This window comes from Azospirillum sp. BE72 (assembly GCF_031455875.1).
In the GTDB taxonomy this organism is placed as follows: Bacteria; Pseudomonadota; Alphaproteobacteria; order Azospirillales; family Azospirillaceae; genus Azospirillum.
Window position 1 is genome coordinate 218,250 of sequence record NZ_JAVDTO010000005.1, and the last position, 13,360, is coordinate 231,609.

The 13,360-nt window shown below is 64.0% G+C and carries 10 protein-coding genes; all 10 read right to left on the reverse strand.

The genetic code is table 11. From position 1 onward, the window contains the following. Positions 1 to 16 precede the first annotated feature (16 nt). The 10 genes from J2Y49_RS17285 to J2Y49_RS17330 all read right to left on the reverse strand — a co-directional run bounded on the left by J2Y49_RS17285 (position 17) and on the right by J2Y49_RS17330 (position 13,248). Positions 17 to 244: a formate dehydrogenase subunit delta gene (locus J2Y49_RS17285; protein ID WP_014187860.1), complete on the reverse strand. Its 228-nt coding sequence runs from the start codon at positions 242 to 244 to the stop codon at positions 17 to 19. A 25-nt stretch (positions 245 to 269) separates the two neighbouring features. Next, positions 270 to 1,094 carry a formate dehydrogenase accessory sulfurtransferase FdhD gene (gene fdhD / locus J2Y49_RS17290; protein WP_310116093.1) on the reverse strand — a complete coding sequence of 275 codons (825 nt, stop codon included), beginning with the start codon at positions 1,092 to 1,094 and terminating at the stop codon, positions 270 to 272. A gap of 20 nt (positions 1,095 to 1,114) precedes the next feature. Further along, the gene (gene fdhF / locus J2Y49_RS17295) at positions 1,115 to 3,970 is read right to left on the reverse strand and encodes a formate dehydrogenase subunit alpha (protein ID WP_310116094.1); all 2,856 of its coding nucleotides are present in this window, start codon (positions 3,968 to 3,970) and stop codon (positions 1,115 to 1,117) included. A 23-nt stretch (positions 3,971 to 3,993) separates the two neighbouring features. Next, positions 3,994 to 5,574, reverse strand: coding sequence for an NADH-quinone oxidoreductase subunit NuoF (locus J2Y49_RS17300; RefSeq protein ID WP_310116095.1), 1,581 nt, complete (start codon positions 5,572 to 5,574; stop codon positions 3,994 to 3,996). Then, positions 5,571 to 6,107 (reverse strand): formate dehydrogenase subunit gamma, encoded by a 537-nt coding sequence (locus J2Y49_RS17305; RefSeq protein WP_310116096.1) that lies wholly within the window; start codon positions 6,105 to 6,107, stop codon positions 5,571 to 5,573. The genes J2Y49_RS17300 and J2Y49_RS17305 overlap by 4 nt, the downstream gene beginning before the upstream one ends. 182 nt (positions 6,108 to 6,289) lie before the next feature. Beyond that, on the reverse strand, positions 6,290 to 7,240 hold the full coding sequence (locus J2Y49_RS17310) for a LysR family transcriptional regulator (protein ID WP_310116097.1): 951 nt from the start codon (positions 7,238 to 7,240) through the stop codon (positions 6,290 to 6,292). 2 nt (positions 7,241 to 7,242) lie between these two features. Then, positions 7,243 to 8,136, reverse strand: a complete 894-nt coding sequence (locus J2Y49_RS17315) for an SMP-30/gluconolactonase/LRE family protein (RefSeq protein ID WP_310116098.1) — start codon at positions 8,134 to 8,136, stop codon at positions 7,243 to 7,245. 178 nt (positions 8,137 to 8,314) lie between these two features. Next, on the reverse strand, positions 8,315 to 9,022 hold the full coding sequence (locus J2Y49_RS17320; RefSeq protein WP_310116099.1) for a hypothetical protein: 708 nt from the start codon (positions 9,020 to 9,022) through the stop codon (positions 8,315 to 8,317). Between the two features lie 199 nt (positions 9,023 to 9,221). After that, positions 9,222 to 10,751 carry an AAA-like domain-containing protein gene (locus J2Y49_RS17325; protein ID WP_310116100.1) on the reverse strand — a complete coding sequence of 510 codons (1,530 nt, stop codon included), beginning with the start codon at positions 10,749 to 10,751 and terminating at the stop codon, positions 9,222 to 9,224. After that, positions 10,720 to 13,248 carry an AAA family ATPase gene (locus J2Y49_RS17330; RefSeq protein WP_310116101.1) on the reverse strand — a complete coding sequence of 843 codons (2,529 nt, stop codon included), beginning with the start codon at positions 13,246 to 13,248 and terminating at the stop codon, positions 10,720 to 10,722. The genes J2Y49_RS17325 and J2Y49_RS17330 overlap by 32 nt, the downstream gene beginning before the upstream one ends. Between the last annotated feature and the right edge of the window lie 112 nt (positions 13,249 to 13,360).

Sequence of the window (13,360 nt, forward strand, 5' to 3'; positions counted from 1 at the left end):
GGGCGTTTATCATCTCTCACCGCGCCTGCAACACTCCCACCGCACCCCGCGCAACCTCGTGCAGGTCGGCTTCGCCGCCGGCCTGAACATGGGCGAACAGGCCGGCGCGCATGCGCGGATCCCAGAATTTGCGGATGTGGGTCGCCGTCTCCGTCACCGCCTCGTCATGCGGGTAGGTGGCGAAATGGACGGCGATCTGGTTCGCCATCCGGACCAGATCCTTGGCATGGTTCGTGTGGCTCATCGGTGTCTCCGGAATGGGTTGAAAATCAACGGAACAGGATGACGGTGTCGCGACGCGACAGCGCGCCCAGCGTCAGGTTGGCGTTGCGCGCCAGTTCCAGCGCCAGCGCCGTCGGAGCCGAGATGGTCGCCAGCAGCGGGATGCCCACTGCGGCGGTCTTCTGAACCAGTTCGAAGCTGCAGCGGCTGGTCATCACCACGAAACCCGTCGCCGGGTCTGCGCCCGAGCGGACGACGGCGCCGATCAGCTTGTCCAGCGCGTTGTGGCGGCCGACATCCTCGCGGGCCAGCCGGATGGTCCCGTCCGGCGCGCACCACGCGGCGGCATGGACCGAGCGGTTGGCCCGGTTCATCGGCTGGTGATCCGGCAGGGTGCGGAAGGCGGCGGCCACCGCGGCCGGGTCCACCTCCAGCGAGGTTTCGATCCTGCGGGGCTCCCGAACGGCGTGGACAAGACTGTCCACGCCGCACAGGCCACAGCCGCTCCGCCCCTCCATGGAGCGGCTGCGCAGACTTCCGCGCAGGAGACGCAACGGGTCGACCGTCAGGTTGACGACGAAGCCCAGCGGCGTTTCCCGCATGGAGATTTTCTCGATATCGGCGGCCCCGACGATCTCCTCGGCAAGGCTGAAGCCAAGCGCGAAGTCTTCCAGATCGGCGGGGGTCGCCATCATCACGGCATGGGACCGGCCGTTGTATTCGAAGGCGACCGCGGTTTCCTCCGGCACCCGCCATTCGACGTCCGCGCCCTCCTCCGCCCCGACACCGGCGGGAAAGCCGGTGCCGGTGACGGCGATGGAGCACATGAGGCTGTCGTCAGGACGGATGGAACCTGAAGGCATCGCGGTCATGCTTCCCACTCCTCAGGACGTTATTCGGCGGCGAGGACGTTGGCAGCGGCGATGCGCTTGCGCTCGACGCCATTCTTCGCGTAATCGACCTGCCAGTCCGAAGGCTGGTTGCTGCGGGCGACCTGCACAGCCGTCACCTTGTATTCGGGGCAGTTGGTCGCCCAGTCCGAATTCTCGGTGGTGATGACGTTGGCGCCGGTCACCGGGTGATGGAAAGTGGTGTAGACGACGCCGGCCGGCATGCGGTCGGAGATGACGGCACGCAGCGTGGTGGCCCCCATGCGGCTGGCGAGCGACACCATGTCGCCGTCCTTCACGCCGCGGAGTTCGGCATCCACCGCATTGATCTCCAGCACGTCCTCCGGATGCCAGGCGACGTTGGCGGTGCGGCGGGTCTGGGCGCCGACATTGTAGTGGGCGAGGATGCGGCCGGTGGTCAGCACCAGCGGGTACATCCGCGTTGTCCGCTCGTCGGTCGGCACATATTCGGTGATCACGAAGCGGCCGAGGCCGCGGGCGAAGCTTTCGCCATGCATGATCGCCATGCCGGTGTCGTCGTCCTCCAGCCCGGTGCAGGGCCATTGCACGCTGCCGACGCGGTCGAGCTTCTCGAAGCTGACGCCGCGGAAGGTCGGGGTCAGCCGGGCGATCTCGTCCATGATCTCGGACGTGCTGCTGTAATGCATCGGGTAGCCCATCGCCGTCGCCAGCGCGCAGGCGACCCAATGCTCGTCCTTGCCCACTTTAGACGGCATCGCCTTGCGGACGCGGTTGATGCGGCGCTCGGCATTGGTGAAGGTGCCGTCCTTTTCCAGGAAGGAGGTGCCGGGGAAGAAGACATGGGCGAAGGCCGCCGTCTCGTTCAGGAACAGGTCCTGGACGATGACGATGTCCAGCGATTCCAGCGCCGAAGTGACGTGGGTGGTGTTGGGATCGGACTGGACGATGTCCTCGCCCTGCACGAACAGGCCGCGGAAGCTGCCGTCATGCGCGCTGTCGAACATGTTGGGAATGCGCAGGCCCGGTTCCGGATCCAGCGTGACACCCCAGGCGGCCTCGAACTCCTGGCGGACGAGATCGTCCGACACGTGGCGGTAGCCCGGCAGCTCGTGCGGGAAGGAGCCCATGTCGCAGGAGCCCTGCACGTTGTTCTGGCCGCGTAGCGGGTTCACGCCGACGCCCTCGCGGCCGATGTTGCCGGTCGCCATCGCGAGGTTGGCGATGGCCATCACCGTGCTGGAGCCCTGGCTGTGCTCGGTCACGCCCAGGCCGTAGTAGATCGCGGCGTTGCCGCCGGTGGCGTAGAGACGGGCGGCGGCGCGAACCTGATCGGCCGGGACGCCGGTGCGCGATTCCAGATATTCCGGCGAGTTGCGGTGCTCGGCGATGAACGCCTCCCACTTCGCGAACTCCTTGGGATCGCAGCGCTCCTCAACGAAGGAGCGGTTCACCAGCCCCTCGGTCACGATGGTGTGGGCGATGGCGTTCACCACCGCGACGTTGGTGCCGGGCTGCAGTTGGAGATGGTATTCGGCCTTGACGTGCGGGCTGCGCACCAGATCGATGCGGCGCGGGTCGATGACGATCAGCTTGGCCCCGGCGCGCAGACGCTTCTTCATGCGGGACCCAAACACCGGGTGGCCGTCGGTCGGGTTGGCACCGATGACCAGGATGACGTCGGACTTGTCGACACTGCGGAAATCCTGCGTGCCGGCCGAGGTGCCGAAGGTCTGCGACAGGCCGTAGCCGGTCGGCGAATGGCAGACGCGGGCGCAGGTGTCGATGTTGTTGGTGCCAAAGGCGGCCCGGATCATCTTCTGGACGACATAGACCTCCTCGTTGGTGCAGCGCGACGAGGTGATGCCGCCGATGGAGCCGCGGCCGTACTTGGCCTGCACCGCCTTCAGCCGCTCGGCGGCATAGGCGATCGCCTCCTCCCACGACACCTCGCGCCACGGGTCGGTGATCTTCTCGCGCACCATGGGCTTCATGATGCGGTCCTTGTGGGTGGCGTAGCCCCAGGCGAAGCGGCCCTTGACGCAGCTATGGCCCTCGTTGGCGCCGCCGTTCTTCCACGGCGTCATGCGGACCACCGTGGTGCCCTGCAGTTCCGCCTTGAAGGAGCAGCCGACGCCGCAATAGGCGCAGGTGGTGATGACGCTGTGTTCCGGCTGGCCGTGCTCGATGATCGACTTCTCGGTCAGCGTCGCGGTCGGGCAGGCCTGGACGCAGGCGCCGCAGGACACGCACTCGCTGTCCATGAAGCTTTCCTTGGCGCCCGGCGACACCGACGAGGCGAAGCCGCGCCCGTCGATGGTCAGCGCGAAGGTGCCCTGGGTCTCCTGACAGGCGCGGACGCAGCGCGAGCAGACGATGCACTTGGAGGCGTCGAAGGTGAAGTACGGGTTGCTCTCGTCCTTGGCGGCGGCGCGATGGTTTTCGCCGTCGAAACCGTACCGGACGTTGCGCAGGCCAACGGCGCCGGCCATGTCCTGCAACTCGCAATCGCCATTAGCGGCGCAGGTCAGGCAGTCGAGCGGATGGTCGGAGATGTACAGCTCCATCACGCCGCGGCGCAGCTTGGCCAGTTTGTCGGTCTGGGTGTGGACCTTCATGCCCGGCGCCACAGGCGTGGTGCAGGAGGCCGGAGTGCCGCGGCGCCCCTCGATCTCCACCGCGCAGAGGCGGCAGGAGCCGAAGGGCTCCAGGCTGTCGGTGGCGCAGAGCTTCGGCACGGTGATGCCGGCGTCCATCGCGGCGCGCATCACGGAGGTGCCTTCGGGAACGGTGATGGCGCGGCCGTCGATCTCCAGCGTCACCAGGGTCTCGGAGACGCGGGCCGGGGTGCCGTAGTCGGTCTCGTGGATGAGGGTCATCTCGGGTGCTCCTGGGTCGCTCGTTATTCGGCGGCGATGTGGGTGACGCGGACGGCGGGCGTTTTCTTGCGGAAGTCCTCCGGGAAATGCTTCACCGCGCTGCGCACCGGATAGGGCGTCATGCCGCCCATGGCGCAGAGCGAGCCGTCCACCATCACGTCGCAGAGGTCGGCGAGCAGTTCCAGGTTCGCGTCGACGTTCTTGCCGGCGATGATCTTGTCCAGCGTCTCCATCCCGCGGGTGGAGCCGATGCGGCAAGGGGTGCACTTGCCGCAAGACTCGGCGACGCAGAACTCCATGGCGAAGCGCGCCTGCCGGGCCATGTCGACACTGTCGTCGAAGACGACGATGCCGCCATGGCCTACCATCGCCTCCTGCGCGGCGAAGGCCTCGTAATCCTTGGGCAGGTCGAACTGCGACGGCGGCAGATAGGCGCCGAGCGGGCCGCCGACCTGCACGGCGCGGATCGGACGGCCGGTGATGGTGCCGCCGCCATAGTCGTAGAGCAGTTCGTGCAGGGTGATGCCGAAGGCCTTCTCGACGATGCCGCCATGCTTGATGTTGCCGGCGAGCTGGAAGGGCAGCGTGCCGCGCGAGCGGCCGACGCCGAAGTCGCGGTAATACTGGCCGCCCTTGTCGAGGATGATCGGCACAGAGCAGAGCGACAGCACGTTGTTGACCACGGTCGGCTTGCCGAACAGACCCTCCAGCGCCGGCAGCGGCGGCTTGGCGCGGACCATGCCGCGCTTGCCCTCCAGGCTTTCCAGCATCGCCGTTTCTTCGCCACAGATGTAGGCGCCGGCGCCGACGCGGACGTCGAGATGGAAGCTGCGGTTGGTACCGTGGATGTTATCGCCGAGCCAGCCCTCGTCATAGGCCAGCTTGATGGCGTGGCGCAGGGTCGCCGTGGCGTGCGGGTATTCCGAGCGCATGTAGACGTAGCCGGAGGTCGCCCCCACCGCGATGGCGGCTATGGTCATGCCCTCGATCAGGCAGAAGGGGTCGCCTTCGATGATCATGCGGTCGGCGAAGGTGCCGCTGTCGCCCTCGTCGGCATTGCAGCAGACGAATTTCTCGTCCGCCTTGGCCTGCATCACCGTGTTCCACTTGATGCCGGTGGGGAAGCCGGCGCCGCCGCGGCCGCGCAGGCCGCTGTCGGTCACCACCTGGACGATCTCCGCCTGGGACATCGCCAGCGCGTTCTCCAACCCGCGGAAGCCGCCATGGGCGCGGTAGTCCTCGACCGACAGCGGATCGATGATGCCGCAGCGGGCGAAGGTCAGCCGCTCCTGATTCTTGAAGTAGGGGATTTCCTCGGTCAGGCCGTGGCCGAGCGCATGCTCCCCGCCGGTCAGGAAGCCGGCGTCGAACAGGCTGGGGACATCCGCCGCGGTGATGGGACCGTAGGCGACGCGGCCTTGCGCTGTTTCCACCTCGACCAGCGGTTCCAGGTAGAGCATGCCGCGCGAGCCGTTGCGGACGATGCGCAGCGGCAGGTCGCGCTTGGCGGCTTCGGCCCGGATGGCGGCGGCGACCGCATCGGCGCCGACCGACAGGGCGGCGGAGTCGCGCGGGACGAAGACGGTGATCAGATGGCCGCTCATTGCGCGTGACCCTTGTGGGAGTGGCTGAGGGCGCGGGGGATCTGCTGGTGGGCGTGTGGATTGGTCCGCGTCTCCGCCGTCAGTTCGTCGAAGCGGTCGGGGGAGACCCGGCCGTGCAGGTTCTCGTCGATCATGACGGCGGGGGAGAGGGCGCAGTTGCCGAGGCAGAAGACCGGTTCCAGCGTGAAGGCGCCGTCGGCGGTGGTGCCGTGGAAATCGACCTGCAGGCTCTTCTTGATGTGGTCGACCAGCGTGTTGGCGCCCATCGACTGGCAGGCCTCGGCCCGGCAGACCTTGACGATGTGGCGGCCGGGCTTTTCGCGGCGGAATTCGTGATAGAAGGACACCACGCCATGCACGTCGGCGCGCGAGAGGTTCAGCTCCGTCGCCAGAAGGGGGATGGCCTGTTCGTCGATATAGCCGAATTCTTCCTGCAAGGCGTGGAGGATCGGCAGCAGGGCGCCGCGCAGATGCCGATTGCTTTCGACAATCGTCATGGCGCGCTCAGCGCTCCACGGATGGCTTGCGTTCACGGGTATCCCTCCTTGCGATCGTCCGCGCCGGTCTTGAGGTCGGCGTCGTTCTGGCTTGGCTCTGTTGGCTTTTTCCGGGCGTCTCTCAGCGCCCGGCACCATCAGAGTGGCGGAGGATACGGTATGCCAGCAAATTGTATTTTCCGATGGGCTGATAGCTTTTGGCTATCAAGAATGGCCCGTCAGCGGATCGCCACCCGCCAGGGGATCATCGCTTCGGCAATGCTGATCGCCACCCGCTGGGCGATGTCGGCATCGGATGCCGCCACCGCCAGAGCCTTGGCGAGCGGCGGCGGCGGGTCGCGGTCGGCATAGGCGAGGCCGACGACGTGGCTGAGTTCGGGATCGACCAGCGGCAGGGCGACGATGTCCGGGTGCGGGGGGACGAAGGTCAGCAGCTGGCCGGGGACGATGCTGGCGCAGCTGCCGGCGCGGACGATGGTGTAGAGGGTGACGATGGAGTTGGTCTCCATCGCCGGCTGCACTGTCCTGCCGGTCATGCGGAAGGCGGTGTCGGCGATGCGGCGGTTCTGCATGTCCGGGGTCAGCAGGCAGAGCCGCAGTTCGGCCGCCGTTTCCCAAGTCACGGCGCCCTCGGCGATCAGCTCCTCGGCCAGATCGTCGCGGTGGGCCAGCAGGTGGTAGCGCTCGGTGTAGAGCGGCAGGGTGCGGACGTTGTTCAGCGGTTCGTTGTCGAGATAGGTGATGGCGGCGTCGAGTTCAAATTCGTCGAGGCCGCGCTGGATCTCGCGCGAACTGAGCGAGACCACGGTGGAGCGGATGTGCGGGAATCGGGCGGTGAAGGGCGTCAGCACATGGGGAACCACCGGCAGGGCGGAGGGGATGGCGCCGACCCGCAGATGGCCGGTGACGCCCTGGGCCAGGGCCAGCAGCTCGTGGCGCAGGTTGTCGCGCTCGCCGACGATGCGGCGGGCGTATTCCAACACCGTCAGCCCCTCCGGCGTGAAGCCTTCGAACTTCTGACCGCGCTCGACGATGGGGACCTGAAGCTCCTCCTCCAGCTGGCGGATGGCGTTGGAGAGGGTCGGCTGCGAGACGTGGCAGCTTTCCGCCGCGCGGCCGAAATGCTTCTCGCGCGCCAGGGCCAGCAGATAGACGAACTTGCGGAACATCGTCAGGCTTCCGGGTCGAAGGGCGGGACCGGCAGGCCCGGCACATCGACCGTCATGGCGAACAGGCCGCCGGACTGCGGCAGGCGCTCCAGCTCGTCGGCGGGGCGGCCGGCGCTGGCGGTGGTGACGTAGAGGGTGCGCAGGTCGGGGCCGCCGAAAGCGACCATGGTCGGGCAGCGCGCCGGCACCGGATGCTCCGACAGCAGTTCGCCGGCAGGGGAGAAGCGCGCGACCCGCCCCCCCTCGTACAGCGCCGACCAATAGCAGCCATCGGCATCCACCGCCGCGCCGTCCGGCCGGCCGCGGTCGCCGTCCTTCGGCTCCAGCCGGACGAAGACCTCGCGGTCGGAGATGTCGCCAGTGGCGGGATCGTAGCGGTAGCGGTGGACGGTGAAGGTCGGGGTGTCCGAATGGTACAGGGTCCGCCCGTCCGGGCTGAAGGCCAGACCGTTGGAGGTCAGCAGCCCGCCGGCCAGCACCGCCAGCCCGCGCCGGTCGTAGCGGTAGAGATGCGCCTTGCCACCGGCCTTGGGCTCGTCCAGCGTGCCGGCCAGATAGCGGCCGGCGGGATCGGTCCTGCCGTCGTTGAAGCGGCTGGCGCCCTGGTCCTCCGGATTGGCGGCGAGGCAGGTGACCGGTCTCCCCTCCCCGTCCAGCTGCCACAGGCCGGAGCGCAGGCCGGCGATGAAGCCGCCGCCCTTGCGCGGGGCGACGCAGCCGATCTCCTCCGGCAGAGCCATCGCACGATTGGTCCCGGTGGCCGGATCGAAGCGGTTCAGCGCCCGGCCCTTGATGTCGACCCAATAGAGCGCCTGCTCGTCCACCGACCAGACCGGCCCCTCCCCCAGCTTGGCACGGGCGTCGAGCACACAGGTAAAGGCGGGGCCGGCGGTCATCGCGTGATCCTCGGGTCTGCGAACGGACACGCAGGGTCAGACAGATCGGCGGCGCGATCAAGCATCCCGGTCGGACAGTGCGGCGGGGCCGGTCACGGTGGGGGTATCGGCAACCTCATCGGGGCGTGGAACGGTGTGGAACAGGACCCGGCGGATGTCGCATCGGCCGGCGGAGCCGTCAGAGGGGATGGGAGAAGGGACCGGCGGCGCGGCGGCTGACCGGGCCGGGGTTGAGGTTGGGGTAATGCTCGTACTCGTTGACGGTCCAGGGGAAGACGCCCTTCGGACCTTTTCCCTCCGGACGGGCCAGGATGGCGGCGACCATGGCCGGATCGGGCTCCCGCCGCTCGCGCAGGTCGCCGGGGATGTCGTCGTCCAGTTCGGGGATTGTGACGGCGGGCGGATCGTCGGGCCTGGGGGCGGGCCTGGGGGCCGGCCGGGGAGCGGGCGGTTCGGCCTGTTCGGCGGCTTGCCGCCTGGACGCCGGGCGGTCGAGGCCGTCGAACAGGCCGAGCCGTTCGGCCATCCAGCGGACGGTGGCGGGATCGCCGGAGGTGACCAGCCGCTCGATCTGCTCGGCCACCAGGATGCGCAGCGAGGACAGGCGCAGCTCGGCCTCGCGGTTCAGCGCCTGCCGCTCCCACCACACCCTGTGACGGAAATCCTTGGAGCCGTAATAGGCGCGCCAGAGCGTGGTGCGGCTGCAGCCCATGGCGCGGGAGACCTGAAGGAAGCTGTTGCCGCGCGCCAGCATACCGGCGGCCATGATCCACTGCTCGTCATGGAACTGCGAACCGGGGACCAGCGAGCCTTCGGCCGGCACCGGCGGCTCTTCGGCCCAGGCGGGGAAACGGTCGTTCTGGAGGGTACGGCTGTCGACGGGCATGGCGCGGCTCCGCGAAGGGGTGGGACCTGGGCGGAGATGGTATAGGAATTTGGTCCGGGGTCGGGAAGGTTTTGGGAAAATGGGGGGTGGGAGGGTCCGAAAGTATCCGCCTTCAGCCCAAAGCAGACCTTTCAATCGGACCGCTTTGCGCCAAATTCAGTCGCAGAAGTCAGTTTCACCGCTTTTCTGAAGCGGGCATCTATGGCAGATCGCGAAGCACGATTTGCAACTGCCCAGCAGCAGTGCAAACCTCAGGCGCTAGATCTTTGTCCTGCTGATAGTTGCTGAGGCACGCCCCAGGATGAATGAGGTTCCGCCACTCCCGAAGGTTCTCCGGAATATCAACATCGCCCAGATTCAATAGGGAACGCACCCCCCGCATCAGATCAACAAGTGCCCAACTTGTCGGATCGGTCGGTTTGAACCAGTTACTCCTTGTCTGCTTGCATTTGGCCGCAGCAGTTCTCAGATCTCTAGGAGATTGCCGCTGAAGAAAATCGATCAGGACCGCTTCCATTGCCGTGCCGAACCCAGCTAATGCCAATCGGTTGCTGCCAGCTTGGTAGGCACCTACCGCACCACGTTGTGCGTTGTGCGCCACTTCCTTAAGTTCGGGCGACGCAACCGAGGCGAAGGCTTCAATCTCGAGAGCGAACAATACGGCGCGCTTTGCGCCGTAATTTTCAACTTTTGCAAATTGCGGGCTTAGTGCGGCGACCTCTGCATAGAGCTTGTTCCTGAAGTAAAGTGCCCCTTTGTTGCGGCGAAACATCCCGAGGACGATCAGATAGCGCTGATCCTCGTTGCCCGCCTCGCTGCCGACCTTGCCGGTATCGACGGCCGTAGCAACGAGCGCGACCAGCGCCTCATCACTTGCTACGCGCCGGAAGAGATTACTGATATGATCGCTATCGCCTTCGGCAAGGCGTTCAAGCTCCTTAGAGATCGCGGCAAGTGGATCCCCCTCACCAACACCAGCCTGAATGAGACGCTGGCAGAGATATGGTTGGCCACCCACCTTGTCGTATATGAGTGCCGCAGCCTGATCGGGTTTGGCAAGACCGGCCGCGGTGGCGAGTTGCACAATATCGGCCAACGCAAGGTCCGTGGTATCGATTCGTTCGCAGATATTAAACGGCGAGTTTGCTTCAGCCACCAAGCGCTCTGGGCGGAACGTACCGGCGAAGACAAAACGCAGCCGTTTCGCAATCTCGCCATCCTTCGCAATTGCCCGTTCGCTTGAGATCGCGCGCAATTGACCGAAGAACGAATTGCGCCATTCGTCATTACCAATGTTCGATGCCTCATCGATCAAGATTACTACAGGAGCGCTGCCTGCTGGCAGTGCTTCGCTCAATGCTGTCGCCAAATCGTCGGTCTGCGTGATCTCGACCGCATGTTCGAGTGCGGCTGCGACTTGCTTTGCGAACCAAGCCACAAGTTGCGTATATGTTCCGAAAGGAGGGATCTTTTGTAGATCGACAAGTGCGGTGCTCGTCGCGTTGTCTGACAGGGTTTTGCGCAACCGAAGAAACGCAGAAGTCTTCCCATGTTGGCGCGGCCCGAGCAGCAATACCCAATTCCCTGCTTGAACCTCTTTCACCAGGGTAGTCTCGAAATCACGTTCGGCATAGAAGGCATTGTCGAGGGGAACTGGGCCATGGAGATGCATATGCGGGCCTTTCGAGAAAGTGCTTTTAGTCGTTGAAATGTGCAAGCGCTTGCGCAAACCACGCTGCGCGCATCCGCAGTTGGCCGTCGCGCTCTTCAACGACACCGTAGAGTTGGAGCATGCGAAGTGCGTTGAACAAAGCCTCTTCATCGCCTTGTTTCGGCGCCTCCACAACCCAAGAAAGCACGTCAGAAGAATTAGCGCAACCTGAGACAATGGCGCGACTGACAGATCGCTCGAAGGGCGTTGCTTGTCCCCAGTAAGTGCCGAGGTAATGTTCAGCGAATTCAAATGTCTCAGTGACCGTGACGATGTCGTCTGCGCTGAGTGAGAGGTTGCGACGATCAGATCGCGCATCGAGCGAACGTACCAATCGGTCCCCTAGAAACTGCACAATCTGCGGATGACCGCTGGTGCGCTCCCACGCTTCATTCTCGAACGCGGCGGGCTCGACAATCTCGATATTCATTGCGAGAAGCGGCTCCACCAGCAGCGAAATTGCATCAGCTTCGTCGAGTTGCGTGAGTTGGACCTCGCGACAGAAGTTCCAATGGGGTGATTGCGGATCCCACAAGCGATTCGCGATTCGGCGCTCCCCTGAGAAGACGAAATGCGCGGCACCTTCCTGCGAGAGCGAACGACAAGCGCGGAAGAAGGCCTCCGGCACAGAGTCCGTCGTATAATTTTGGTCCCAATCGAGCAGTTGGTCAATTTCATCGAGGATGATGATGACTTGCCCGTCACCGCGCTCGCTAAGCTGCGCGACCATGTCGGAAAGATGATTCGGCCTGAACTGTGCTGGAAGGTCGACCTGCCAGTTTCGCTTCGCAAGATCGGCAAAATCTGACCAAGTTCTGACGGTCTGACAATCCCCAAAAAACGTTTGAAACCGAGCCCTTCCGAGCTCTTCCTGAAGTCTCCTGATCAGCGACGTCTTGCCAATACGACGACTTCCCAGCAGAGCGACGCTATTGGTTGTTACCGTTTGTAACACAGTCGCCGCTTCTCGCTCACGCCCGTAAAACATACGGGCAGGCGTGGCATTATTAAGAATGTATGGGCTTACTTTGGTAAGATCGGACTGAGCAAGCATCGCATCCATGAACCGTTGGAGAGGCCGTTGCTGACGGGCCATGTCCTCCAAGTTCTCAGGCGAAAGCACGACGATATTTGTCGGCAGGAAGATCTGCGTTTTGCGATGTGCCTGAATCTGGCTGGCATCGAGTGACCCAGAGGTCAGATAGATCGCGACCGGCGAACCCGGGGCGCATTCCATTGAGCGTTGCGCAATGTCGCGCGCGCGTTCGTCGCTCAATACTGCGATATTCGCTGCGACGTGCAGCATCGCCGCGAACGGTTGGACGGAAGGCGCGCGCAACTCAGCGAACGTCCCAGTCGGGCTCACCTCACTCTTGGTCACGTCGGTTTCAAGCATCTCAGCGAGCAAAGCGATCGCGTCATTCGCATTGAATGCAACTCTGAGCTTGCGCGCCCGCTCAACCCAAACGCGATTAGCCCAGGTGACTGACTCTCCATCAGAACCGAGGCTCAATGCAAGCTTGCGAAAACTTTCGATGAAATAGGCAAGCGCCAAGCGTGCTTGGTGCGGGCTAACAGGAAGATCTTCGGCACGCACCTCCAACCGTGAGTTCAGCCCATTGAGGATGATTTGCTCAAGCGCAGTCCGCTCAATCGTCTTAGGCACTTCGGATGCAGTCGCGCTAATGATAGCAGCGACCAATTCCCCATGCTCCGCCGAACTCAGAGTCATGGGATATCGCACTCCGTCGAACAATGCGGTAAGCGTCCGGTCAGATGCTTCCTTGAGTCCCTGGCCGTCGGCAATCAGGATGAGCGACATGCCAATAGCATCGAGACGCTGCTGCAGATTAGGATAGATTACTGATAGGTCACGCTGCTGGCGTCCACCGGACTGGTTCTGGAAAACCGTTGCGATACCAGCGATTGGTCGATTGCCGACCGCAAGGATGAAGGGCAGAGAACGCCTGAGCCCGCTATCTGTGAGGGCGTTGGGATTGATCTTTACAGGCTGCTCGAGAGTCTTGTTCACCTCAAGCAGCGCGGTGAGAACAAGCCGACGCGTTCTGTCATCCAGCCTGCCCGCAGACCGAAAGCGTCGCCGGTAGCTATCCTTATAGACCTCAGCAATACGCAGCAAAGGTTCGACTGCAGCGCCCGTGCTGAGGATCTTGTCTATCCCGACATGCATGAGCTGGCCAGCAACCCAGGTTGTACGCCTTATATCCTTGTCAATCGACTGTGGCAGCCCCCATTTCTCGACCTGTGTGCCGCTACTGTTGAACGCGATTAGGTCGAGCAATAGTGGATAGGTCGAGGGGTGTTGGTGCAACAGATGTGCAAGTCCATCACGCGTGACATCGCCGCTGTCAACGAAATCCTGCATATATTGAATCGCGGCCCCAGACGAAACCAAATGCTGATCAATAAGTTGCCAATTAATAAAATCGTCGCGGGCGAGGAGATTCGGCGAAATCGATGCACGAAAAGCTCTAATTTTATCTTCAGTTTCCATGTTTTGGCGCGACCCCCTCTATTACCTACTCTTCGTTCAGGCGCGTCCTGTGTCGCCTGATCGTCACTTCCGCCGACCTATTGGTCTCAATCTACAGCAAAAATGACATTGC